Source organism: Zoogloea sp. LCSB751, from assembly GCF_002028455.1.
Lineage (GTDB): Bacteria > Pseudomonadota > Gammaproteobacteria > Burkholderiales > Rhodocyclaceae > Zoogloea.
On the sequence record NZ_MWUM01000016.1, the window covers coordinates 49,172 to 72,655 of the forward strand.

Sequence of the window (23,484 nt, forward strand, 5' to 3'; positions counted from 1 at the left end):
GCCCATTTCGGGCCAAAGAAACCGGAACTTACCGCGTCGCACTGCCTCTACGAAGAACGCCCCCCGCGCCAGTGCAGGATTGAAGGCTGGCGCGAGGATTCATGACTCGCCGTTCTTCGACGGTCCGCGCCTGCATCTGATGCCGGCCGTGTGATCGTCCAGAAGGAGATTGCATGGCGCCCGATCTTTCCTTTCTCCCCGGTTGGATTGCTCCCCTCGACACCAGCTTCTGGCTGGCCATGTTGCTGGTGATTGCTCCATTGGCAGGCGAGGCGGTGTTCCGCCTGCTGCGCTGGCCGCGCATCGTCGGCTATACCCTGGTTGGCCTTTTTGCGTCGGCGAGTAACTTCGACGCCAGCGGGCTGGCCTTGTCGGAGGGTTTTCGCCATGGCCTCGAGGTGGCGATGGCGGTCCTGTTGTTCGAACTCGGCAGCCGGGTGCACCTGCACTGGCTGCGTGACAACCCGTGGCTGATTGCGACCAGCCTGGCCGAGGCCGGGCTGACCTTCGTGATGGTGTTCAGTATCGGCCACTACCTCGGGCTCGGCGTGGGCAGCTCGATCGCCGTGGCCGCCGTGTGCATGGTGAGTTCGCCGGCGGTGGTGATGCGCGTGGCGTCCGAGCTGAATGCCCGCGGCCAGGTCACCGAGCGTCTGCTGATGTTGTCGGCCCTCAACACGATCTACGCAGTGCTCGCCGTGCAGGTGCTGCTCGCCCTCATGGGGCAGGCGCATGGGCAGCAGGTGCTGCAGGCATTGCAGGCGCCGTTGCGTTACTTCGTGAGCACCTTCGTGCTGGCGCTGCTGCTGGCAGCCGCTGTCGGCATTGCACGACGGCGCCTCGATCTGGCTAACGAGAACAGCGTATTGCTGCTGATCGGCCTCCTGTTCCTGACGCTGGTGCTGGTCCGCCTCGCCGGCGCGTCGCCGATCCTGGTGCCGCTGCTGGCCGGCATGGTGCTGCGCAGCCGGGATCTGCGGCCCTGCCTGTGGCCGCGCCATTTCGGAACGGCGGGCGGAGCGCTGGTGGTCCTGCTTTTCGTGGTGAACGGGATGGCTGCCGACTGGCGCCTGATCGTCGGCGGTGGCCTTGTGGGGGTGACGGTGGTGGTGTTGCGTGCTGCCGCGAAGATTGGTGGGAGCGTGTTGTTCGGACGGCTCGCCGGGCTGTCCATGGGCCAGTCGATGGCATTGGGCGTCGCACTCCTGCCCATGTCGGGCACGGCCTTCCTGTTGACGGCGAGCCTGTATTCGGCATTTCCCGATCTGGGCCGGCATGTGGCGGCGGCCCTGGCCGGAGCAGCAACGGTCATGGAGATCGCCGGCCCCATCGCGACCCAGTGGGCCTTGCGCCATTGCGGCGAAACCAGCATCCGAAAGGACGTCCATCGTGCCGCTTGAGCCCTTTTCCACATCCCGCGCCCTGACCCTGGGGGTCGAGCTGGAGCTCCAGCTGGTGGGCACCCATGATTTCGACTTGGTCGCCGCTGCGCCCGATCTGTTGCGGGTGCTTGAGCAGCAGGGCTTTGTCGGTGACGTGAAGCCCGAAATCACGTCGAGCATGATCGAGATCGCCACCGGAATATGCACGGGCTACACCGATGTGCTGGAGCAGCTGACCGCCCTGCGGGACGGCTTGCTGGAAGGCGCCCGCCGGCTCGATATCGGCATCTGCGGCGGTGGGGCGCATCCCTTCCAGCTATGGGGGGAGCGCCAGATCTCGGACAGTGCGCGTTATCAGCACCTGAGCGATCTCTACGGCTACTTGGCCAAGCAATTCACGGTCTTCGGCCAGCATGTGCACATCGGCTGCCCCGGGCCCGACGAGGCCTTGTTGCTGCTGCACGGCATGTCCCGCTTCATTCCGCACCTGATTGCCCTGTCGGCGTCATCGCCCTTCGTGCAGGGCCACGATACCGGCTTCGACTCGGCCCGGCTCAACTCGATCTTCGCCTTCCCTTTGTCGGGCCGCGCCCCCTTCGTGCTGAACTGGTCCGATTTCGAGGGCTACTTTGCCAAGATGGCACGTACCGGGGTCGTCGAGAGCATGAAAGATTTCTACTGGGACATCCGTCCGAAACCGGAGTACGGGACGATAGAGGTCCGCGTGCTGGACACACCGCTCTGCGTCGAGCGGGCGGCGCGCCTTGCTGCGCTGATCCAGACCATCGCCCGCTGGCTGATGGTGGACAAGCCTTTTGTGCCAGCCGAGGACGACTACCTCGTGTATGCCTTCAATCGCTTTCAGGCCTGCCGCTTCGGCTACGAAGGCGTGTGGGTGGATCCTGAGAGCGGTGAGCGTCGTGTGCTGGGCGACGCGATCGTCGCGCTGGTGAACCGCATCGGCCCCCACGCCGCCGTGTTGGGTACCCAGGTTGCCTGCGCCGCCCTGGCCAACGACGCAGCCACTCGTACGAACGATGCGATGTGGCTGCGGGAACACTACAGCGCGGATCCACTGCTGCCCGAACTCGTGCGCCGCCAATGCTTGCGCTGGGCGGAGTGAAGGCGCCCGGCTTCCGGCGTGGTCTCTGGTGAGGCCTGTGGGGGCGAATGAATTCGCCCCCACAGGGGTATTGAGCTCTTTGCGTGGATACCGAAGGAAAGATTTCTGCTATCGATCTTCTTCTTTCCGTCTCCGCCCGCCGCTCGTCAGCGGCTCGCGCGCTGGCGTACCGCGTCCACGTAGGCGCGGCCATCCAGCGGTGCCTTGTTGCGCTGGGCCTGCCAGATGGTCTCGCCGAGGCATTCGAGCACGTCGTGCAGCGCCGCGTGGCGGTCGCCGTGGCGGGCCTGGCACTGCTCGAAGGCTTCGCGGATGCCCGGCGGCTGGTTGATCGACAGCTGCTCCTCGATCGCCAGGTGCAGGGACAGGTGCAGGAAGGGGTTGACCTGCCCGTCCTCCGGGCTGAAGTCCTTCATCACCGCGTCCGGATCTTCCAGCAGTGCGTGGTACTCGGGGTGATGGGCCACCAGGTCGGCAGCGATGATCTCGAGCTGGGTCAGGACTTCACGGTTCTTGTGCTTGCTCCAGGCGCTGACGAAAAACTGGCGGGCCTGGTCGCGGGAAGGATCGAACATGGTCGTTGGGGGGCTGTGAGGTTTTATTGGATGTATCAGGTATCACGTGTTGCCACGCGGCAGGACTACTGGCGGAGCGGGGCTTTGATCGCTCAGTCCGTCTTGTCCCGGTACAGGCACAGGTCGCGAATGATGCACTCGCCACACTTGGGCTTGCGCGCCACGCACACATAGCGGCCGTGGAGGATCAGCCAGTGATGGGCATCGCGCATGTATTCCTTGGGGATGCGGCGCAGCAGGCGCTTTTCCACTTCCAGCACATCCTTGCCGGGGGCCAGGCCGGTGCGGTTGGAGAGGCGGAAAATGTGGGTGTCCACGGCCATCGTCGGCTCGCCGAAGATGGTGTTGAGGACTACGTTGGCGGTCTTGCGGCCGACGCCAGGCAGGGCTTCCAGCGCCTCCCGGTCGTTGGGCACCTCGCCGGCGTGGCGCTCCAGCAGCTGACGGGACAGGGCCAGGGTGTTCTTGGCCTTGTTGCGGAACAGCCCGATGGTCTTGATCTGCTCGGCGATGCCTTCCTCGCCCAGGTCGGCCATGGCCTCCGGCGTCGGGGCCAGCGCGAAGAGCTTGCGGGTGGCGATGTTGACGCCCTTGTCGGTGGCCTGGGCGGACAGCACCACCGCCACCAGCAGCTGGTAAGGCGTCGAATATTCGAGCTCGGTGGTTGGGTTCGGGTTGGCTTCGCGCAGGCGGCGGAAGGCTTCGGCCACAGCGGCCAGGCGCATGTCGGGCATCAGGCGGGCTCGGCGGATGTGGGTTCGGCGGTGGCGGGTGCCTGCGGGGCCGGTGGATTGCTGCGTGCGCGGGCTTGGCGGCGGGCTTCCAGCCAGTTGCGGCCGGCGATCAGACAGCCCAGTGCGAAGAAGGCGCCGGGCGGCAGGATGAAGGTCAGGAAGCCCGGGTAGTCACCGCCGAAGACCTGGATCTCATGGGCGCCGGGGATGACCATCTCGATGCCCGAGAACAGGGTGCCGTTGCCGATCAGCTCTCGCATTGCGCCGAGCACGGTGAGCACCATCGTCGCGCCGAGGCCCATCGCGGCACCGTCCAGCGTGGAGGCCAGTGGCTCGTTCTTGGCGGCGAAGGCCTCGATGCGGGCCAGCACGATGCAGTTGGTGACGATCAGCGGGATGAAGATGCCGAGCACCAGGTACAGGGCGTGCAGGTAGGCGTTCATCGCCAGGTCCACCACGGTGGTCAGCGCGGCGATGATCAGGATGAACACCGGGATGCGGATCTCGTAGGGGATGAAGTTGCGCAGCAGCGAGGAGGCCAGGTTGGACATGGCCATCACCAGCACGGTGGCGAGGCCCAGGCTGACGGCGTTGACGATGTTGGTGGTGATGGCCAGCGTCGGGCACATGCCGAGGATCTGCACGACGCCGGGGTTCTGTTTCCACCAGCCGTTCCAGGCGATGTCGCGATAGACACGTAAGTCCATGGTTGTCGCTCCTTGTCAGAGGGATGCGCCGGTGGCCGCGCCGAACAGGCGGTCCCGGTTGGCGGCGGCATAGCGGGCAGCGCGGGCGACGGCGTTGGTCACCGCGCGGGCGCTGATGGTGGCGCCGGCATGGCTGTTGATCTGGCCGCCGTCCTTCTTCACCTTCCAGGCATCGAGGGGCTGCACGGCGGGGCTCAGGCCGGCGAACTGGCCGATCCACGGGGACTTCTTGTCCTTGTCCTTCTTCGGGTCGATGTAGTCGCCGAGGCCGGGGGTTTCCCGGTGGGCTACAACGCGTACGCCGTTGACGGTGCCATCCGGGCGGATTGCGACGATCAGCTCGATGTTGCCGCTGTAGCCGTCCGGTGCGGTGGCTTCGAGCAGCAGCCCGGCGGGGGCGCCGGCCTTGCGGGCGCGATAGACGCGGCCGCCGTGGTCGAGGCCCAGCTCGCGGGTCGGGCCGAGCTGTAAGTAGTCGTCCAGCAGCGCGTTGTCGTAGGCGTCGGTCGCCAGCACTTCGGTGACCAGCCTCATCTTCTCTTCGTTGGCGGAGGCGGCGATCTGCTCGTGGGTGGCTTCGTAGGTGAAGGCCATCAACGCCGTGAAGGCGGCCGTGAAGGCCATCATCACGCCGGCTGTGCGGGTAGACAGGCCCAGGATGGTCGGCTGGCTCATGCTCAATCCTTCTTGTGGCCGAAGACCGGGGCCTGGGTGTTCATGTCGATCAGCGGCACGCACAGGTTCATCAGCAGCGTGGCGAAGGCGACTCCGTCCGGGTAGGCGCCGAAGGCGCGGATCACGAAGGTCAGCACGCCGGCGCCGGCGGCGAACAGCAGTTTGCCACGGGGCGTGGTGGCGCCGGACACCGGGTCGGTGAGGATGAAGAAGGCGCCCAGCATGGCGCCGCCGGAGGCCAGATGGAAGACCGGCGAGGCGAAGCCTTCGGGGCGGACCGCCCACAGCAGGCCGGCCGAGGCGGCCAGCGCCAGGCAGAAGGCGCCCGGGATGTGCCAAGTGATGATGCGCCGCTGCAGCAGCCACAGGCCGCCGAGCAGGAAGCCAAGGGTGACCCATTCGCCGCCCTTGCCGCCGAGCATGCCGTAGGCCGGGCCGTCCATCAGCTGGGCGGCGCGCAGGCCGTGGAGCTGGGAGTCGGGATTGGCCGCGGCGCGTAGCGCGGTGCGCAGTGCGTCGAGGGGGGTCGCGCCGGTGATGGCGTCCACCTGGCGGGCACCGCCGAAGATCAGCTGCAGCTGGCTGGAGAAATCCAGCTGGCCGGCGGCCGGCCACTGGGACATCAGTGCCGGGTAGGCGACGATCATCAGGCAGAACGCCGCCATCGCCGGGTTGAAGGGGTTCTGACCGAGGCCGCCGTAGAGCTGCTTGACGACCACGATGGCCAGCAGCGTGGCGGTGACGGTGAGCCACCAGGGCACGATGGGCGGGAAGGTGAGGGCGATCAGCCAGGCCGTGACGATGGCCGACAGGTCGCCGAGGAACAGGGCCTTGGGCTTGCCGCGGATCGCCAGCATGGCGGCCTCGCCGGCCAGCGCAGCGGCGGAGGCGAGGGCGAGCTGCACCAGGATGCCGGCGCCGAAGAACCATACGTAGGCGGCGATGCCGGGCACGAGGGCCAGCAGCACCTGCAGCATGACTTGCTGGACACTGGCCGCTTTGCGGACGAAGGGGGAATTGATCATCGGTGTGCGTGGCCTGGATCAGGCGTCCGGAGTCGGGGGCGTGGCTGCAGAGACGGCCCGGCGGGCTTCGATGGCGTCGATGTCGGCCTGGGTTTCGGCGCTGAGCTGTTCGGTGTTCTTCGGAGCGACCTGGGCTTTTTGCTGGCGGGCCTTCTCCATCGCGGCGGCGATCAGCGCGCGCTTGGTGTCTTCGGCGGACGGGGCGGTTGGTTTGGCTGTGTCGGGCGCTTCCGCGGCAGGGTTGGCCGTACCGGCCTGGCTGTCGGCGGCGACCTTCTCGCGCGTCGCGGCGGCCTTGGCGGCGAGCTTCTCGGCCTTCTCCTGCTTTTCCCGTTCCTGGCGGAAGTTCTTGAACTCGAAGCGGTCGCGGGCGGCATCGGAGGAGGACTTGTCGCGCTCGCGCGCCCAGATCTCGCTCTTCGAGAAGCGGAAGTAGTCCACCAACGGAATGTGGGACGGGCAGACGAAGCTGCAGCAGCCGCATTCGATGCAGTCGAAAAGGTGGTATTCCTGGGCCTTGCCGAAGTTCTTCGAGCGCGAGAACCAGTACATCTCGAAGGGGGCGAGATCCGCCGGGCAGGCCTTGGCGCATTCGCCGCAGCGGATGCACGGCATCTCGGGCGGCGGCGGCGGGAACAGGGCCGGGCTGCCGACCAGGATGCAGTTGGTGGCCTTGACCACCGGCACGTCGAAGGCCGGCAGGCGCACGCCCATCATCGGGCCGCCCATGATGTAGCGGTCGGTGTCGGCACGGGCGCCGGACAGGCGCACCACGTGATCCATCGGTGTGCCGATGAGGACTTCGTAGTTGCGCGGCAGGTCCACGTTGCCGGCCACGGTGACGACGCGGGAGATCAGTGGGCGGCCGAATTCCAGCGCTTCGAAAATGCTGTAGGCCGTGCCGACGTTGAAGCACTGAACGCCAAAATCGGTGGAGCGACGGCCATGGGGCACCTCGATACCGGTGAGCACACGGATCAGCTGCTTGGCGCCGCCGGCCGGGTAGCGGGTCGGGATGGCGACGGCTTCGATGCCCGTCTGGCCGCTGGCGGCGATGGCGGTCTGCACGGCGGCGACGGCTTCCGGTTTGTTGTCCTCGATGCCGATCAGCACTTCTTCGGCCTGCAGCATGTGGCGCATGGCGACGATGCCCTTCAGCATGTCGGCGGCGCGCTCGCGCATCAGGAGGTCGTCGCAGGTGATGAAGGGCTCGCACTCGGCGCCGTTGATGACCAGCGTCTTGAGGCGGCCTTCCTTGCCGGGCTTGAGCTTGGCATAGCTTGGGAAGACTGCGCCGCCGAGGCCGACGACGCCGGCGTCACGCAGGAAGTCGCGCAGTTCGTCGGGGGGCGTTGTGCGGTAATTGACCTTGTCCAGCTCGCCCCAGCGGTCTTCGCCGTCGGGTTCGATGACCACCGATAGCGTGGTGAGGCCCGAGGTGTGAGGCATCAGCGCCGGGGCCACGTCACGCACGATGCCGGACGTGGAGGCATGCACGGCGGACGACAGGCTGCCGTCGGCACCGCCGATGCGCTGGCCCTTGAAGACCTTGTCACCAGGCGCCACCAGCGGGCGCGGATGGCCGCCGACCGCCTGGTGCAGCGGGATCACCAGCCGCTCCGGTAGCGGCACCGGTGCAATCGGCTGGGTCGTGGATTGGACCTTGTTGGTCTGCGGCTTGACGCCACCGTGGAACTTGAAGAGTTTGCGCAGCATCAGGCGGCCTGCTTGATCTGGATGACCGGGTAGCGCCACTTCCACGTATCGATGTTTTCGACGATGGGCGCCATGGTGATGCAGTCCACCGGACACGGGGCGATGCACAACTCGCAGCCGGTGCATTCGCCAGCAACCACGGTGTGCAACTGCTTGGCCGCGCCGACGATGGCATCCACCGGGCAGGCCTGGATGCACAGGGTGCAGCCGATGCAGGTGTTCTCGTCGATCACTGCGACGGATTTGGGCTTTTCGACGCCGTGTTCTTCGGACAGGGCCTTGAACTCGCGGCCCAGCAGGTCGGCGAGCTTGCGGATGCCTTCCTCGCCGCCCGGCGGACATTGGTTGATCTCCGCCTCGCCGGAGGCGATGGCGGTGGCGTAGGGCCGGCAGCCGGGAAAGCCGCACTGGCCGCACTGGGTCTGCGGCAGGATGGCGTCGATCTTTTCGACCAGCGGGTCGCCTTCGACCTTGAACTTGAGCGAGGCGTAGCCGAGCAGCGCCCCGAGCACCAGGGCGACGGCGGTCATCACGAGAAGGGCGGTGAGCATGGCGGGGCCGGGAGCGGAATGGCTGGGGGTTAGCGGTACTTGTCGAGGCCGGCGAAGCCCATGAAGGCCAAGCTCATCAGGCCGCCGGTGACCATCGCGATGGCCGTGCCCTTGAAGGGCGCGGGGACGTCGGCGCCGTCGAGGCGCTCGCGGATGCCGGCGAACAACACCAGCGCCAGGGAGAAGCCGACCGAGCTGCCGAAGCCGAACAGCAGGGACTCGACCAGGTCGTGGCGCAGCGACACGTTGAGCAGCGGCACGCCGAGCACCGCGCAGTTGGTGGTGATCAGCGGCAGGTAGATGCCCAGTACCTGGTACATGACCGGGCTGGTCTTCTGGATGACCAGCTCGGTGACCTGCACGATGGCGGCGATGATGACGATGAATGCCAGCGTGCGCAGGTATTCGACGCCGGCCGGGATCAGCACGTAGTGGTCGATGAGGTAGCTGGTGCCGCAGCCGAGGGTCAGCACGAAGGTGGTGGCGGCCCCCATGCCCATCGCGGCGTCCAGCTTCTTCGACACGCCCATGAAGGGGCACAGGCCGAGGATGCGGACGAGGACGACGTTATTCACCAGAACCGCGCCGAGGATCACGAAAAGGTAGCTGCTCATGGCTGTCGGTATCGGAGTGACGATAAGTTGGGATTATCCCGCGCTGGCCGTGTCGCACTCAAGCTCGCTGCGGCCAGCGTGTGATTTCAGACGAAGTCCTTGGTCTCCTCGACCGCTTCGCGTACCAGGGCAGGGCCGCGGTAGATGAGGCCGCTGTAGATCTGCACGAGCTTGGCGCCAGCCTCCAGCTTGGCGCGGGCCTGGCGGCCATCGAAGACGCCGCCGGCAGCGATGATCGGGAGTTCATCCTGCAGCGCCTTGGCGAGGGCCGCGACGACGGCTGTGGAGGCCTCGAACAGCGGCGCGCCGGACAGGCCGCCCTGCTGGTCGCCGTAGCGGATGCCCTGGACCTTGTCGCGGGCCAGCGTGGTGTTGGTGGCGATCACCGCGTCGATGCGGTGGCGGCGCAGCGCGTCGGCGATGTTGACGATCTGGCTGTCGTCCAGGTCCGGGGCGATCTTGAGGGTGATCGGCACGTAGCGGCCGTGCTTGTCGGCCAGCTGGGCCTGGCGCGCCTTGAGCTGGCCGAGCAGTGCGTCGAGTTCCGATTCGCCCTGCAGCTGGCGCAGGTTCTTGGTGTTGGGCGAGGAGATGTTGACGGTGATGTAGCTCGCCAGCGGGTAGGCCTTGTCGAGGCCGATCAGGTAGTCGTCGGCGGCGCGCTCGATCGGCGTATCGGCGTTCTTGCCGATGTTGATGCCGAGGATGCCCTTGAACTTGGCGGCTTCCACATTGCCGATCAGTGCATCGATACCGTGGTTGTTGAAACCCATCCGGTTGATGATGCCCCTCACCTCGGGCAGGCGGAACATGCGCGGCTTGGGGTTGCCGGGCTGCGCGCGCGGAGTGATGGTGCCGATCTCGATGAAGCCGAAGCCCATGCGGGCCAGGCCGTCGATGATCTCGCCGTTCTTGTCGAGGCCGGCGGCCATGCCGATGCGGTTCGGGAAGTGCAGGCCCATGACCTCCACCGGCCTGGCGGGCAGCGGCTTACCGGCCGGCAGCAGGCGGCCGGCGAGGTTCAGGCCGGCGAGGGCGGTTTCGTGGGCGGTCTCCGCGTCGAGGGAGAAGAAAATGGGGCGTGCGAGTTCGTAGAGCATCCCGCATTCTACCGCAGCGCGGCAAAGTGCTGTTTCTAAACCCTGTTTCGGGTTTCAGTCGAGGGCCAGGCGGAATTGCAGGCCGAGGTAGCCACTGTAGCCGGGCAAGTTGGGCAGGGCGACCAGGTTGGCGCCGACGCGACCGAATTCCGCCGAGATGGTTGGGATGACCAGCACCGGCGACGGATAGCCGCTGCCCACCAGGCCGAAGGCACCGAAGCGGAACGGGCCGGCCTGCAGGGGCATCCAGCGGGCACCGGCATAGAAGGTGTTGCGGTCGTAGCTGTTGCGGAAGTAGCCGGCGGTGGCGACCCACGGGGTGCCGGTGAAGGCCCGCTCGAAGCCGGCGCCTGGATTGAATTCGCGCCAGTCACGGCGGTCGGGCTGGAAGTGGTGGGAGGCGCCGGAGACGGTCAGCCAATCCCGGTGGGGGGTGTTCTGGAAATCCTCGAGGGTAGGTATTGCCATGGCAAGGGTGCCGCAGGCAAGCAGGGGCACCGCAATGGCGGTACGCAGCAAGAAGTGCATTGGGGGTTCTCAGTCGAGTTTGTCGAGATCGGCGTCGGTGAGGGTTTGCCATTGTCCGCCGACACGTCCCTGGATCGGGCGGAAGCGCGCCTTGTAGGCCATCTTGCGGCTGTCCCTGATCCAGTAGCCAAGGTAGAGGTAGGGGAGCTTGAGCTGGCGGCACACCTCGATCTGCCACAGGATGCCGAAGGTGCCGAGGCTGCCGCTGGCCTGGTCCGGATCGTAGAAGGTGTAGACGCTGGATAGTCCGTCGGTCAGGCAGTCGATGACACTGACCATGCGCAGGATACCGTTCTCGCGGAATTCGAGCAGACGGCTGTCCACATGGCTCTGCAGCAGGAAATGGGCGTACTGTTCGCGGTTGTCCTGGTCCATGCCGCCGCCCGCGTGGCGCGTGGCCTGGTAGCGTTGGTAGAGGGCGTAGTGCTCCTCGATGAATTCCAGCGGCATCTCGCGGGGGAGCAGGCTGGCGTGGGCCGCCCAGGCGCGGCGCTGGCTGCGATTGGGCGTAAAACCGGCCACCGGAATGCGCACCGGAACGCACGAGCGGCAGGCGTCGCAGTAAGGGCGATAGGTGAAGATGCCGCTGCGGCGAAAGCCGGTATGCACCAGCTCGCTGTAGAGCGGTGTGTCGATCAGGTGGCTGGGGGTGGCGACCTGGGAACGGGCCTGGCGGTCCGGCAGGTAGGAGCACGCGTAGGGCGCCGTCGCATAAAACTGCAGTAGCGAGTAGGGATAGTCCTTCAGCATGGGGCTACGTCCAGGGGCCTTGGGCTCCGTTCTGCGGCCAGCGCGCGGGGGGCAGGCCTTCCTGTGTGGCCTCGTCGAGCAGCTCGACGAAGGCCGACCGCGGGATCTCCTGTCCGCCCAGGGAGGCCAGGTGGGAGGTGGTCATCTGACAATCTAGCACGCGAAATTCCTGTTGCTCAAGGAAGCGGGCCAGGTGCGCGAAGGCGATCTTCGAGGCGTCGGTACGCCAGCTGAACATGGATTCGCCGTAGAAGGCGTGTCCGAGTGCCATGCCGTACAGTCCGCCCGCGAGTTCTCCATTCATGTAGGTTTCGACCGAGTGGGCGTAGCCGAGTTCGTGCATGCGGATGTAGGCGTCCTGGATTTCAGGTGTGATCCAGGTGCCGCCGCCCGGCTCGCGCGGTGCGGCACAGGCACGGATGACCGCCGGGAAGTCATGGTCGAGACGAACCTCGTAGGCGGCATTGCGCAGTGTTTTACGCAGGGAGCGGGGCAGCCGGACCCGGTTCGGGAAAACCACCATGCGCGGATCGGGGCTCCACCACAGGATCGGCTCGCCGTCGTTGAACCAGGGGAAGATGCCGCGCCGGTAGGCGGCCAGCAGCCATTCCGGGGTGAGCGCTCCGCCCGCTGCCAGCAGGCCGTTGGGGCGGTGCAGGGCGCGGGACGCCGGAGGAAAGACGGGTTTGGTGCCGAGCCAGGGAATCATGTCGGATCAGGTGCGGTACGAACCGGATCCGGACAGGATATCAGGGGTGGGCGGGAATGCGTTCGGTGGAACTATGCACCCGGCCGGATTGCGCGATCAGTTGGATTGCGGCTGGCGCGACTGGCCGTTGGGCAGCACCCGGCGGGCTCCATCGTAGCGGGCTGCCCAGTAGTCGAGGCGCATGTCCTCGACGCGGACCACGCCACCTGTAGAGGGGGCGTGCACGAACTGGTAGTTGCCGAGGTAGATGCCGACGTGGGAGAAGGCGCGGCGCATGGTGTTGAAGAACACCAGGTCGCCCGGCTTCAGCTCCGCAAACTTGACCTGCTCGCCCATCTGGGACATTTCGGCGGCCGTGCGCGGCATGCCGAAACCCAGGGCGTCGGCGAATACCTTGCCGACAAAGCCGCTGCAGTCGAATCCGGTGAGGGGGCTGGTACCGCCGAAACGGTAGGGAACGCCAAGGAAGTTCAGGCTACGGTCGACCAGATTGCGGATCGAGTCAGTGTAGCGTTCGAACATGGAAGCCGGAAGGGCTTCGTCGTTGGCAGAATTGGAGGGCTCCGACGCAAGGACCGCGCCGGAACACGCGATCGCTACAAAAAAGCCGAGTATCGTCTTTTTGATAGGCATCAAATAACTATACCCAATGGTTCAGTCAGTGTAAAGATTTTCGACATACATTAAGTTGTGCCCTGCAGCATGTGCATTGCTGCACGGAGTTAATGACAAACCATCGCTAGTATCGGTTCCGCACTGGTCGCGAGCAGCAACGTTCAGGAGGCCGCGCGAGAGGTTGGTTGCACCGGTCGGCCTGCCTCTGTTGAAGGGCCCTTCGGCTTTCTGCAACGACGCGCTCGTGCCAGTCGCACTAATTCGCCATCAGGCAAACAGGTTCAGGATGCCGTCTAGGCCGCTGTGGTTCAGCGCGTAGGTGGCCTTCGCCCTGACGACCGGTTTTGCGTGATAAGCAATGCCGACGCCCGCTTCCGTGAGCATCGGTAGATCGTTGGCGCCGTCGCCCGCCGCAATGGCGCGGTCGGCGGTGAATCCTCGTTGCTCGCAGATCTGCAGCAGGGTCCGCCGCTTGACATTGCCGTCTACGATCTCACCTTTGACCCGTCCGGTCAGCCGTCCATCGACGACTTCCAGTTCGTTGGCCACCGCATGGTCGAAGCCCAGTTGCTGCTGCAGGCGGTCCGTGAAATAGGTGAAGCCGCCGGATACGAGCACCGTGACGATGCCGGCCTGCTTGAGGCCGGCAATCAGCGTTTCTGCGCCGGGGGTGAGTTTGAGGCGCTCGGTGAACACGCGTTCCAGCGCCGACTCGGGCAGGCCGGCAAGTAGCGCGACGCGACGGGTCAGGGATTCGCAAAAGTCCAGTTCTCCGCGCATGGCGGCTTCGGTGATCTCGGCGACTTCCTGCTTGAGGCCCTGCATATCCGCGATTTCGTCGATGCACTCGATGGTGATCAGCGTCGAGTCCATGTCGGTGACGAACAGGCGGTAATCGGCCAGACGCTGGCTCTCGGGTACGAAGGCGTAATCCAGCGCATGCTGTTCGCAGTAACCGGCCACTTCTTGGTGCGGTGTGGCGCCGATCAGCCTGAATGCGGTATTGCTGATGCGGCCGATGCCTTCGGATGCCGTCAGGGCGGCCAGATCCTTCAGGGCGCGGGTTTCGACCTGCGGTCCCTGTACGACGAGATTCATTGGACGGCGCTCCGTTGGGCCAGGGCGTCCCGAAGGATGTCGCGGGTATTGCGGATCATCTCTTCGGTGGTGCTCCAGTCCACGCAGGCGTCCGTCACCGAGCAGCCGTAGCGCAGCTCACTGAGGTTGGCGGGGATGGACTGGTTGCCGGCCTCGATGTTGCTCTCGATCATCAGACCGACGATGGAGCGGTTGCCTTCGCGGATCTGGTGGGCGACGTCGCGCATCACCAGTGGCTGGTAGTCGGGGTTTTTCCACGAGTTGGCGTGGGAGCAGTCGATGACGATATTGGCCGGCAGCTTGGCCTTGACCAGGGCCTTTTCGGCGAGGGAGACCGATACGGTGTCGTAATTCGGGCGCCCACCGCCGCCACGCAGCACCACGTGGCCGTAGGGGTTGCCGCGGGTACGGATGATCGAGGACTGGCCCTGGCCGTTGATGCCAAGGAAACTGTGCGGATGCGAAGCCGACAGGATGCCGTTGACCGCGGCGTCCAGGGAGCCGTCGGTGCCGTTCTTGAAGCCGACCGGGGTAGACAGGCCGGAGGCCATTTCACGGTGGGTCTGGGACTCGGAGGTGCGGGCGCCGATGGCGGTCCAGGCGATCAGATCGCCGTAGTACTGGGGTGCGATGGGATCCAGCGCTTCGGTGCCGGCGGGCAGCCCGGCTTCATTCACGTCGAGAAGGAAGCGGCGGGCCTTTTCCATGCCTTCGTCGATGCGGAAGGAGTCATCCATGTGGGGGTCGTTGATGTAACCCTTCCAGCCGGTGGAGGTGCGCGGCTTCTCGAAATAGACCCGCATCACCAGCACCAGAGTGTCGGAGACTTCGTCGGCGAGCTTCTTGAGGCGGCGGGCGTAGTCAAGGCCGGCAATCGGATCATGGATGGAGCAGGGGCCGACGACGACGAAAACCCGCGGATCCTTGCGGTCGAGAATGGCCTGCAGGGTCTGGCGGCCCTCAAGGACCACCTTCGCGGCCTTGTCGGTGAGCGGCACGCGGGCGGTGATTTCCTCGGGGGAAGGCATGCGGTCGAAGGCCGCGATGTTCAGGTTTTCGGTCTGGGAGAAGGACATGACGGACTCGCTGTGTGAGTAGCGGAATCTGGCATTTTACCCCGAAGCGCCGGATCTCATCGTATGGCGCATCAGTCCGAGCACGCTGGTCAGCTGGATATCCACGTAATCAGGCTGGCGCAGGCTGCGGCTGATCCATACCGTGCGCATGCCGAGGCGCTTGGCGGTGCGCAGGTTTTCGGCGCTGTCCTCGACGAGGATGCAGCGGGCCGGGTTGAGGCGGTGATCCTTGAGCAGATGCAGGAAGCCGCGTCGCTTGGGCTTGGGGTGATAGCGCATCTGCTCGACCGCATACACGTCGGCCAGCAGGTGGCGGATGCCCATGATGTTGAGCACGGCCTCGGCGTAGTGTCGTGGGCCGTTGGAAAAGACGATCTTCTTGCCCGGCAGGCGGCGCAGCAGGTGGCGCAGTGCGTTGTCGAAGACGACCATCCGCGGCAGGTCGGGAAACTGGTGGGTGTCGTGCAGGAAATGCCGTGGGTCGGTGGCGTGGTGGCGCATCAGGCCGGTGAGGGTGGCGCCGTAGCGGCGCCAGTAATCCACGCGCAGCCGGTTGGCTGCCGCCTCGTCCAGATCAAGCTGGCGCATGAGGTAGGCCGTCATGCTCCGGTTGATGTGCGGGAAGATGTGCGGACTGGCGTTGTGCAGCGTGTTGTCGAGGTCGAACAACCAGACTGGGTGCATGCTCAAGCTGACTTGCGCTCGAAACGGATGATCGCGCGGCCGTCGTCGGCGACCTTTGGGGCGGCCTTCCATGCGTGGCCGTAGACGACTTCGACGGTGGCCGGCAGGCGGCCGTCCCGGCGCAGCTTTTCGTAGTTGGCGCGCAGGCTTGCCCAGTGGCGCTTGCCGACCAAACCGTGCGGACGGGTGACCGCGGCGTTGTTCGAACCGCTGACGCGCAGGTCGCGGAACAGGTCGTCCAGATTGGTGTAGGTGACGGTGAGCATCTCCATGTCCATTACCGGATCGGAGAAGCCGGCGCCAACGAGGGCGTCGCCCAGGTCGTGCATGTCGATGAAGCGGTGCAGGTGCTCGGCGTCCGACGGCGGCAGGGCGGCGCGCAGTTCCTTGAGGGTGTCCGGGCCGAGGGTGGCGAACATCAGCATGCCGCCGACCTCCAGCACCCGGTGGATCTCCTTGAGTGCCGGCAGCGGGTCGTGCAGCCATTGCAACATCAGGTTGGACCAGGCCAGCGACACGCAGCCGCGGGTCAGCGGCAGTGCTGTGGCATCGGCGCAGACGAAGTCGGGATCAGCGGGCTTGCCGAGACGCATGATGCGCTTGAGCAGGCCACGTTCGCCGCGGGCCTGGGCGAGCATCGCCGGGGCGACATCCACTGCCACGCGCGGAACATCGGGATAGCGCGTGACGAAGCCCGGCAGGTCGGCACCCGGGCCGCAGCCCAGGTCGAGGATGCGCTTCGGTTCGATGCGGATGTAGTCGAGGCGCTCGGCCATGCGCCGGGAGATCTCCCGGGCCAGCGCGTCGACGCTGGCGTAGCCGGTTGCCGCCCGCTCGGCCCGGCGCCGCACGAGGCGCGGGTCGAGCTGGAAGTCCGGCATGGTCATGGATGGGCGGTCGCTTAGAAGGACTTCAGGCCGAGACGGGCGAACAGTTTGTCGTCGGCATCGGCGTCCGGATTCTCCGTGGTCAGCAGACGCTCGCCGTAGAAGATCGAGTTGGCGCCGGCCATGAAGCACAGGGCCTGCACCGCGTCGCCGAGTTCCTGGCGGCCGGCTGACAGGCGCACGTAGCTCTTGGGCATGGTGATGCGCGCGGCGGCGATCATGCGTACGAAATCGAAGGGGTCGATGGCTTCGTTGTTGCCGAGTGGCGTGCCTTCCACCTGTACCAGGTTGTTGATGGGCACGGAGTCCGGCGGCGGGTTCATGTTGGCCAGCTCGGCGATCAGCGCAGCGCGGCTCTTCTTGGTTTCGCCAAGGCCGACGATACCGCCGCAGCACACGTTGATACCGGCGTCGCGCACCTTGTCGAGGGTGTCGAGGCGATCCTGCAGCGTGTGCGTGGTGATGATCTGGCCGTAGAACTCCGGCGAAGTGTCGATGTTGTGGTTGTAGTAGTCGAGGCCGGCGTCCTTCAGCTGTTCGGCCTGACCGTCCTTCAGCATGCCGAGGGTGACGCAGGTTTCGAGGCCCAGCTTCTTGACCTCGCGGACCATGTCCAGCACCGGAGCAAGGTCCTTTTCCTTCGGGCCGCGCCAGGCGGCACCCATGCAGAAGCGGGATGCACCCTTGGCCTTGGCTGCGCGAGCGTTCTCGAGCACTTCGCCCAGCGGCAGCAGGGACTCCTTCTCGAGGCCGGTGTCGTAGCGGGACGACTGGGAGCAGTAGCCGCAGTCCTCGGAGCAGCCGCCGGTCTTGATCGACAGCAGCGTGGAGCGCTGGACGGCGTTGGGCTCGAAGTTCTCCCGGTGCACCTGTTGGGCGCGGAAGACCAGATCATTGAAAGGCAGGGCGAACAGGGCCTCGACCTCGGCGACGCTCCAGCGCTTGCGCGCGGGCGTGGTGGTGGCGTTGGAAGGAGCGCTCTCTGCGTGGGCGACGGTGGCGGTCATTGTCATGCACCCTTTTTTTGGCTGTAATTCAAAATTACGAAGCCTTTTAGTTTCCCTGAAGGGGTCTGGACTTGTCAAATCAAGTGCTTGGATGGCGGGCCTGGCTGGAGGTCGGGGCGAACATCCTTTTCCCGCAGCAATGCTTCGCCTGTGGCGCGCCGAGCGGAAGCGAGGTGCTGTGCCCGGTTTGCGCAGCCGGGTTGCCCGGCGCAGACCTGCTCCGCTGCCCGTGTTGCGCCTTGCCGGTTCCGGACGGGCTGACCTGTGGCAGTTGCCTGCGCGAGCCGCCTCCCTTCGAACGGACCGTGGCGGCTCTCGATTACGGTTTCCCCGTGGACCGTCTGGTGCACGCGCTGAAGTATGGCCACCGGCTGGCGATCACGCGACTGTTCGTGGACCGGATGGCTGCTGCCGCGGTTCCGGAGGCGGATCTTGTCGTGCCGCTGCCACTGCATGCGTCCCGCCTGCGTAGCCGGGGTTTCAATCAGGCGGCTGAACTCGGGCGTGTGCTGGCGCGGCGATGGGGTATTCCCTTCGTCTGCGATGGCATCGAGCGCGACGTGAACACCGCGCCCCAGGCCGGTTTGCCGTGGAAGGACAGGGTTACCAATGTGCGCGGTGCGTTTCGCGTGACGACCCGGGTCGAAGGGCTGCGCGCGGTGGTGGTGGATGATGTGATGACCACGGGTGCGACGCTGGCCGAACTGGCACGAACGCTGAAAGGCGTCGGCGCCCTCAGCGTGGAGAACCGGGTGTTGGCACGCACCCCGCCGCCGGGTTGATCGGTCCGCGTCGGGCGTGCACAATCCGCGCCCATGTTCCATGTCGTCCTTCATCAGCCGGAGATTCCCCCGAATACCGGCAACATCATGCGCATGTGTGCCAACTCCGGCGCCCGTCTGCACCTCGTCAAACCCCTCGGCTTCACGCTCGAAGAAAAGCAGCTGATCCGCGCCGGCCTCGATTATCGGGACATGGCCGTGGTGACGGTGCATGAGGACTGGCTGGCCTGCAAGGCTGCGCTGGCGGGGCGGCGCTTTTTCGCGCTGACTTCCCACGGCGGCCGCAACTACGCGAACGTACCCTTCGAGGAGGAAGATGTGTTCGTCTTCGGCTCGGAGTCTCGCGGGTTGCCGCCGGAGTTGCATGCGGAATTCACCGACGATCGTCGTCTGCGGATTCCGATGCGCCCCGGCAACCGTAGCCTGAATCTTTCCAATGCGGCAGCCGTGGTGGTCTATGAGGCCTGGCGCCAGACGGGGTTTGCCGGCGGCGCCTGAGCACGCCGGCAGTTTTGCGATCTACTCTTGCTTGGGATCGCGGGCGAGCAGTTGCTCGACCGCGTCACGTGCCGACAGCGTACCGCGCAGAACTTGATCGACCGCGTGGGTGATTGGCATGTCCACGCCGAGGCGGTCGGACAGCGCAGCAACCTCGCGGGTCGTGCTCACCCCTTCGGCCACATGCCCGAGTGCCGCCAGGATGTCAGGCAGGCTCTTGCCTTCGGCCAGTAGCAGGCCGACGCGGCGGTTGCGCGACAGATCGCCGGTACAGGTCAGTACGAGATCGCCAAGCCCGGCGAGGCCCATGAAGGTGTCGCGACGGCCGCCGAGGGCGATGCCCAGGCGGGTGATCTCAGCCAGACCGCGGGTGATCAAAGCGGCCCGTGCGTTGAGGCCGAAGCCCATGCCGTCGGCCACCCCGGCGGCGATGGCCATTACGTTCTTGACTGCGCCACCCACTTCGGCACCAACGACGTCGTCGTTGGCGTACAGGCGTAGACGGTTGTTGTGCAGCGCTTGGACCCAGTAACGGGCGAATTCGATGTCGCTGGCCGCGATGGTGACGGCGGCGGGCAGGCCTTGGGCTACTTCGGCGGCGAAGCTCGGGCCGGTAAGAACGCCGCAGGCGGCATTTGCGCCCAACTCCTCTGCGACGATCTGGTGCGGCAGCTTGGCGGTGCCTGCTTCGAGGCCCTTGCAGGCCCACAGTAAGGGCGTGTTGGGCGCGGCCACCTGCAGTGCACGGGCGGTCGGACGGAGGCCGGCGAGTGGTGTGACCACCAGATGCAGGTCGGCTTGCGCGGCCCCTTGTAGATCGTCCGACAACTGAAGGCTGGTGGGGAGTGGAATGCCCGGAAGGTAGCGGCGGTTCTCGCCGTCGCTGCGCATGGCGGCGATCTCGGCGGGCTCGCGGCTCCACAGGACGACATCGTGGTTGCGGGCGAAGGCGAGGGCGAGGGCAGTGCCCCAGGCACCGGCTCCGAATACGGCTATGCGCATGGCGCTCAGAGTCCCCAGACTTGATTGGCGCGGATGAAACCGACGGTGCCGTCCCGATGCTTGACCTTGACCCAGCCGTCGGCCGGTTTGTCGGCAAGTTCGAGGACCACGTCCTTGACGGCTTCGAAGGCGAGCGTGGCTGCGCCATCAGGCTTCTGCCGGATGTCTGCGCGGGCTGCGGTGACAATGACTGTACGCTTGTCGGACAGCTGGCGACGCTCCAGCCACAGCATGCTGCCGGCCGGTTCGCGCACCTTGACCCAGCGATCGATATTGACGACAGCTTCGACCGGGGTGTAGCGCTGGATGACGAACAAGGGTTTGCCCTGCTTCGACGGTGCATCGTAGAGGATGGCCGGCTCGGCGAGGGAGCGGAAGTCCGAGGCGCCGGCCTGCGCCGCCGCGAGGGCGAGGGGCAGGCCGAGCAGCGCCGCGGTGATGAGGCGCCGCAGCATCATTACTGGATGGGAACGTCGGTGCCGGATTGCTGGGCAGCCTGCTCGCGGTTCTGCTGGAACAGGGCTTCGAAGTTCACCGGGGCCAGGATCACGGGCTGGAAGCCAGCGCGGGAAACGGCGTCGGACACCGCTTCGCGGGCGTACGGGAAGAGGATGTTGGCGCAGCCGATCATGGTGATCGGCTCCAGGTCTTCCACCGGCACGTTGCGGATCTGGAAGATGCCGGCCTGGGCCACTTCAACCAGAAACACGGTCTTGTCCTCGGGCAGCTGGGCGGTCACGGTGACGGTCAGGGCGACCTCGAAAATGCCCTCATCCACGGCGTTGCTTTCGGTGCGCAGCTGGACGTTGATCTGGGGGTTCTCGCGCTCGAGGAAGATCTGCGGTGCGTTCGGCACTTCCAGCGACAGATCCTTGACGTAGAGCTTTTCGATGGAGAAGACGGGTTGTTGCGAGGTGTCGGACATGTTGATTTTTTCCGGTTGTGAAATGGGTTGTACGGATGGCTGCTGCAAAGTTCAGCCGGGCTCGCCTTGCAGCAGGGGATCGAGCCTGCCCTCGTGATCAAGGGCGAACAGCTCGTCACAGCCGCCCACGTGATAGTCGCCGATGTAGATTTGAGGCACGGTCCGCCGGCCGGTGCGCTCCATCATCTCGTCGCGGCGGACGGGGTCGAGGTCGATGCGGACCTTTTCGATTTCGGTCACACCCTTGCGGCGCAGCAGGCCTTCGGCGCGGACGCAGTAGGGGCACACGGCGGTGGCATACATCAGGATCTTCGGTTGCATGGCGTTATTTCTTCTTCTTGCTGACCGGCATGCCGGCTTCGGACCACGCGGCAAGGCCGCCTTCAAGGTTGTGCACCCGGCTGAAGCCGGCCTTGCGCAGAACGTCACAAGCCGACGACGAGCGGCCGCCGGTCTGGCAATTGAGGATAACAGGCTTGTCCTTGAATTTCTCGAGGTCAGCCAGGCGGTTGGGCAGATCGGCGAGGGGAATGTGGCGGGCATTGAGCAGGTGGCCGCCGGCGTACTCGGCCGCTTCGCGGACATCGATCACGATCGCGTCTTCGCGGTTGATCAGGTGGGTGGCCTGGGCCGGCGAAATGCCGCCGCGGCCACCCCGCAGGGATGTGGCGAGAAGGAGGCTGCCGCTGACGAGAGCGAGCGCAGCCCAGTACCAGTTGTGCTGGAGGAATTCCACTGAAAGGCTCCGGTTGGGATGGATTGAACGGTTTTATTCTGCGTCGTCGCCGCAGAAGACTTCGCGCATCATCGCGATCAGCTGCAGGGTGCGCGGATCCCCGACCCGGTAGTAAACGCGATTGGCGTCCTTGCGGGTCAGCAGTACGTCCTTGTCCCGGAGGATGGCGAGATGCTGGGAAATGTTGCTCTGGGAGGTGCCGACGGCTTCCACGATGTCCTGTACGCAAACCTCTTCGCCGCCGATCACGCAAAGAATCTTGAGGCGCAAGGGATGGGAGATCGCCTTGAGGGCCCGGGCGGCCGTTTCGATGTGCTCCTGTTTGGCGATGAGGTCGATGGCGTTGGTTTTCACGAAGTCGAAGGTTTTACACACCTAATATTATAAAATAGCACTTTTTCGCATCACAGTGCGGGCGGTCGGGAATCGAGACCCTGCAGGGCGGCTTGCGCTGCCCGGGAACCTTTCCGGTTTATACTCATCTCGATACGTAGAACAGCCTGTTCGCGGGAATGGATGGCGTTTGAACGGGGATTCCCCGCGCCTGACGGAGACTTTATGCGCAGCAAACTGCAGCAAGCCGGCCTGGTATTCACGGGGTTGTGTGCCGGGATTCTCATCAGCCTCAATTTCTCGGCGAATGCGGACAAGGCCGCTCTCGCGCCGCTGCCGGTCGAGGAGTTGCGCAATCTGGCGGATGTCTTCAACGCCATCAAGCAGGGCTACGTGGAACCGGTGGAGGACAAGAAGCTGATCACCTATGCGATCAGCGGCATGCTGTCCAATCTCGATCCGCATTCGTCCTACCTGGACGCGGAAGCCTTCAAGGATCTGCAGGTCGGGACCCAGGGCGAGTTCGGTGGCCTCGGCATCGAGGTGGGGTCCGAGGATGGTTTCGTCAAGGTGATCTCGCCGATCGAGGACACGCCCGCCTTTCGTGCCGGGATCAAGGCCGGCGACCTGATCATCAAGCTCGACGATACGTCGGTGAAGGGCATGTCGCTCAACGACGCGGTCAAGCGCATGCGTGGCAAGCCCAAGACCAATATCGTCCTCACCATTGCGCGCAAGGGCGAGGCCAAGCCCATCGTGGTGACGCTGACGCGTGAGGTCATCAAGGTCCAGAGCGTCAAGTCCAAGCTGGTAGAGCCGGGTTACGGCTACGTGCGTGTCGTGCAGTTCCAGGAGCAGACCGCGGCATCCCTGGCACAGCATCTCGACAGGCTGGTGAAGCAGGGCAATCTGAAGGGCCTGGTGCTCGATCTGCGCAACGATCCGGGCGGGCTCCTCAACAGTGCCATCGGTGTGTCCGCTGCTTTCCTGCCGCCGCAGGCTCTGGTGGTGTCCACCGACGGCCGCGCCGACGATGCCAAGCGAAAGTATCTGGCCGTGCCGGAAGATTATCTGCGTGGTTCCCGCGAGGATTACATCAAGAGCGTGCCGGCTTTGATCAAGAGCGTGCCGATGGTGGTGCTGGTCAATGGCGGCTCCGCGTCGGCGTCCGAGATCGTGGCGGGTGCGTTGCAGGACCACAAGCGTGCGGTGGTGATGGGCACCCAGAGCTTTGGCAAGGGTTCGGTGCAGACCATTCTCCCACTCAACAGCAATGCGGCGATCAAGCTGACCACTGCGCGTTACTTCACGCCCAGCGGTCGTTCTATCCAGGCCAAGGGCATCGTGCCGGACATCGTCGTGGAGGAAACGCCGGGTGGTTCGTCCCGTGAGCACCTGCGGGAGGCCGATCTTGAGCGCCACCTCTCCAATGGCAAGGAGCCGGAGGTTGTCAAGACGGAGGTTCCGGCTGCGCCGAAGAAGGATGCGCCAGCCAAGGGGCGTGACAAGGACAAGCAGAAGGATGACGACGATCTGAAGCCGCCGTTCGAGCTCGCCGGCAAGGACGACTATCAACTGGCCCAGGCGGTGAATTTGCTCAAGGGGCTGCAGATCCTCCAGAATAACGGCAAGTAACCATCGTGCCGGAGGTT

General features: G+C 65.4%; 29 protein-coding genes. 5 read left to right on the plus strand and 24 right to left on the minus strand.

Features of this window, described 5'->3' with window-relative positions:
* Window positions 1-173 precede the first annotated feature (173 nt).
* Both B4920_RS29965 and B4920_RS17070 read left to right on the plus strand, forming a co-directional pair.
* The gene (locus B4920_RS29965) at window positions 174-1,400 is read left to right on the plus strand and encodes a cation:proton antiporter (protein WP_079435824.1); all 1,227 of its coding nucleotides are present in this window, start codon (window positions 174-176) and stop codon (window positions 1,398-1,400) included.
* Window positions 1,390-2,505, plus strand: coding sequence for a YbdK family carboxylate-amine ligase (locus B4920_RS17070; RefSeq protein ID WP_079435825.1), 1,116 nt, complete (start codon window positions 1,390-1,392; stop codon window positions 2,503-2,505). Before B4920_RS29965 ends, B4920_RS17070 begins: the two co-directional genes overlap by 11 nt.
* A 146-nt stretch (window positions 2,506-2,651) precedes the next feature.
* Here B4920_RS17070 and B4920_RS17075 read toward each other — a convergent pair whose 3' ends face one another.
* From B4920_RS17075 to bioB, 18 genes are all read right to left on the minus strand, one after another.
* Entirely contained in the window at window positions 2,652-3,080 is a 429-nt protein-coding gene (locus B4920_RS17075; protein WP_079435826.1) for a DUF1841 family protein, read from the minus strand.
* A gap of 92 nt (window positions 3,081-3,172) precedes the next feature.
* Entirely contained in the window at window positions 3,173-3,805 is a 633-nt protein-coding gene (gene nth / locus B4920_RS17080) for an endonuclease III (RefSeq protein WP_079435889.1), read from the minus strand.
* A gap of 8 nt (window positions 3,806-3,813) precedes the next feature.
* The gene (gene rsxE, locus B4920_RS17085; RefSeq protein ID WP_079435827.1) at window positions 3,814-4,521 is read right to left on the minus strand and encodes an electron transport complex subunit RsxE; all 708 of its coding nucleotides are present in this window, start codon (window positions 4,519-4,521) and stop codon (window positions 3,814-3,816) included.
* Window positions 4,522-4,536: 15 nt separating this feature from the next.
* On the minus strand, window positions 4,537-5,196 hold the full coding sequence (rsxG, locus tag B4920_RS17090) for an electron transport complex subunit RsxG (RefSeq protein WP_079435828.1): 660 nt from the start codon (window positions 5,194-5,196) through the stop codon (window positions 4,537-4,539).
* A 2-nt stretch (window positions 5,197-5,198) separates the two neighbouring features.
* On the minus strand, window positions 5,199-6,221 hold the full coding sequence (locus B4920_RS17095; RefSeq protein ID WP_079435829.1) for an RnfABCDGE type electron transport complex subunit D: 1,023 nt from the start codon (window positions 6,219-6,221) through the stop codon (window positions 5,199-5,201).
* 18 nt (window positions 6,222-6,239) lie between these two features.
* Entirely contained in the window at window positions 6,240-7,937 is a 1,698-nt protein-coding gene (gene rsxC / locus B4920_RS17100) for an electron transport complex subunit RsxC (protein ID WP_079435830.1), read from the minus strand.
* Complete coding sequence (rsxB, locus tag B4920_RS17105; protein ID WP_079435831.1) at window positions 7,937-8,488, minus strand: electron transport complex subunit RsxB; 552 nt, start codon at window positions 8,486-8,488, stop codon at window positions 7,937-7,939. The genes rsxC and rsxB overlap by 1 nt, the downstream gene beginning before the upstream one ends.
* Before the next feature lie 29 nt (window positions 8,489-8,517).
* The gene (gene rsxA, locus B4920_RS17110; protein WP_079435832.1) at window positions 8,518-9,102 is read right to left on the minus strand and encodes an electron transport complex subunit RsxA; all 585 of its coding nucleotides are present in this window, start codon (window positions 9,100-9,102) and stop codon (window positions 8,518-8,520) included.
* A gap of 86 nt (window positions 9,103-9,188) precedes the next feature.
* Window positions 9,189-10,202 (minus strand): quinone-dependent dihydroorotate dehydrogenase, encoded by a 1,014-nt coding sequence (locus B4920_RS17115; RefSeq protein WP_079435833.1) that lies wholly within the window; start codon window positions 10,200-10,202, stop codon window positions 9,189-9,191.
* Window positions 10,203-10,256: 54 nt separating this feature from the next.
* On the minus strand, window positions 10,257-10,730 hold the full coding sequence (locus tag B4920_RS17120) for a hypothetical protein (RefSeq protein WP_079435834.1): 474 nt from the start codon (window positions 10,728-10,730) through the stop codon (window positions 10,257-10,259).
* A 9-nt stretch (window positions 10,731-10,739) separates the two neighbouring features.
* The gene (locus B4920_RS17125) at window positions 10,740-11,480 is read right to left on the minus strand and encodes an arginyltransferase (protein WP_079435835.1); all 741 of its coding nucleotides are present in this window, start codon (window positions 11,478-11,480) and stop codon (window positions 10,740-10,742) included.
* A 4-nt stretch (window positions 11,481-11,484) separates the two neighbouring features.
* Window positions 11,485-12,189 (minus strand): leucyl/phenylalanyl-tRNA--protein transferase, encoded by a 705-nt coding sequence (gene aat, locus B4920_RS17130; RefSeq protein ID WP_079435836.1) that lies wholly within the window; start codon window positions 12,187-12,189, stop codon window positions 11,485-11,487.
* Between the two features lie 96 nt (window positions 12,190-12,285).
* Window positions 12,286-12,711 carry a C40 family peptidase gene (locus tag B4920_RS17135; RefSeq protein ID WP_254050971.1) on the minus strand — a complete coding sequence of 142 codons (426 nt, stop codon included), beginning with the start codon at window positions 12,709-12,711 and terminating at the stop codon, window positions 12,286-12,288.
* 360 nt (window positions 12,712-13,071) lie between these two features.
* Entirely contained in the window at window positions 13,072-13,902 is an 831-nt protein-coding gene (gene serB, locus B4920_RS17140; protein ID WP_079435838.1) for a phosphoserine phosphatase SerB, read from the minus strand.
* On the minus strand, window positions 13,899-14,978 hold the full coding sequence (locus B4920_RS17145; RefSeq protein WP_079435839.1) for a 3-deoxy-7-phosphoheptulonate synthase: 1,080 nt from the start codon (window positions 14,976-14,978) through the stop codon (window positions 13,899-13,901). Before B4920_RS17145 ends, serB begins: the two co-directional genes overlap by 4 nt.
* Before the next feature lie 36 nt (window positions 14,979-15,014).
* On the minus strand, window positions 15,015-15,662 hold the full coding sequence (locus B4920_RS17150; protein WP_079435840.1) for a pyrimidine 5'-nucleotidase: 648 nt from the start codon (window positions 15,660-15,662) through the stop codon (window positions 15,015-15,017).
* A 2-nt stretch (window positions 15,663-15,664) separates the two neighbouring features.
* Window positions 15,665-16,549, minus strand: a complete 885-nt coding sequence (locus B4920_RS17155) for a methyltransferase domain-containing protein (protein ID WP_079435841.1) — start codon at window positions 16,547-16,549, stop codon at window positions 15,665-15,667.
* A gap of 14 nt (window positions 16,550-16,563) precedes the next feature.
* Window positions 16,564-17,556, minus strand: coding sequence for a biotin synthase BioB (gene bioB, locus B4920_RS17160; protein ID WP_088179495.1), 993 nt, complete (start codon window positions 17,554-17,556; stop codon window positions 16,564-16,566).
* Window positions 17,557-17,627: 71 nt separating this feature from the next.
* On the opposite strand from bioB, the gene B4920_RS17165 reads away from it, so the two are divergent.
* Window positions 17,628-18,338 carry a ComF family protein gene (locus B4920_RS17165; protein ID WP_079435843.1) on the plus strand — a complete coding sequence of 237 codons (711 nt, stop codon included), beginning with the start codon at window positions 17,628-17,630 and terminating at the stop codon, window positions 18,336-18,338.
* 33 nt (window positions 18,339-18,371) lie between these two features.
* Window positions 18,372-18,836 carry a tRNA (cytidine(34)-2'-O)-methyltransferase gene (locus B4920_RS17170; RefSeq protein WP_079435844.1) on the plus strand — a complete coding sequence of 155 codons (465 nt, stop codon included), beginning with the start codon at window positions 18,372-18,374 and terminating at the stop codon, window positions 18,834-18,836.
* 21 nt (window positions 18,837-18,857) lie between these two features.
* On the opposite strand, the gene B4920_RS17175 is transcribed toward B4920_RS17170, so the two are convergent.
* From B4920_RS17175 to B4920_RS17200, 6 genes are read right to left on the minus strand one after another with little or no spacing between them, the layout of a single operon-like run.
* Window positions 18,858-19,838 carry an NAD(P)H-dependent glycerol-3-phosphate dehydrogenase gene (locus B4920_RS17175; RefSeq protein ID WP_079435845.1) on the minus strand — a complete coding sequence of 327 codons (981 nt, stop codon included), beginning with the start codon at window positions 19,836-19,838 and terminating at the stop codon, window positions 18,858-18,860.
* Window positions 19,839-19,843: 5 nt separating this feature from the next.
* Window positions 19,844-20,296: an SH3 domain-containing protein gene (locus tag B4920_RS17180; RefSeq protein ID WP_216819921.1), complete on the minus strand. Its 453-nt coding sequence runs from the start codon at window positions 20,294-20,296 to the stop codon at window positions 19,844-19,846.
* Complete coding sequence (gene secB / locus B4920_RS17185; RefSeq protein WP_079435846.1) at window positions 20,296-20,763, minus strand: protein-export chaperone SecB; 468 nt, start codon at window positions 20,761-20,763, stop codon at window positions 20,296-20,298. Before secB ends, B4920_RS17180 begins: the two co-directional genes overlap by 1 nt.
* A 51-nt stretch (window positions 20,764-20,814) precedes the next feature.
* Window positions 20,815-21,084, minus strand: coding sequence for a glutaredoxin 3 (gene grxC, locus B4920_RS17190; protein ID WP_173862675.1), 270 nt, complete (start codon window positions 21,082-21,084; stop codon window positions 20,815-20,817).
* Between the two features lie 4 nt (window positions 21,085-21,088).
* The gene (locus B4920_RS17195; protein WP_079435847.1) at window positions 21,089-21,499 is read right to left on the minus strand and encodes a rhodanese-like domain-containing protein; all 411 of its coding nucleotides are present in this window, start codon (window positions 21,497-21,499) and stop codon (window positions 21,089-21,091) included.
* Window positions 21,500-21,532: 33 nt separating this feature from the next.
* The gene (locus tag B4920_RS17200) at window positions 21,533-21,874 is read right to left on the minus strand and encodes a metalloregulator ArsR/SmtB family transcription factor (RefSeq protein ID WP_254050972.1); all 342 of its coding nucleotides are present in this window, start codon (window positions 21,872-21,874) and stop codon (window positions 21,533-21,535) included.
* A 183-nt stretch (window positions 21,875-22,057) separates the two neighbouring features.
* On the opposite strand from B4920_RS17200, the gene B4920_RS17205 reads away from it, so the two are divergent.
* Window positions 22,058-23,467 carry a S41 family peptidase gene (locus B4920_RS17205; protein ID WP_079435848.1) on the plus strand — a complete coding sequence of 470 codons (1,410 nt, stop codon included), beginning with the start codon at window positions 22,058-22,060 and terminating at the stop codon, window positions 23,465-23,467.
* Window positions 23,468-23,484: the final 17 nt, after the last annotated feature.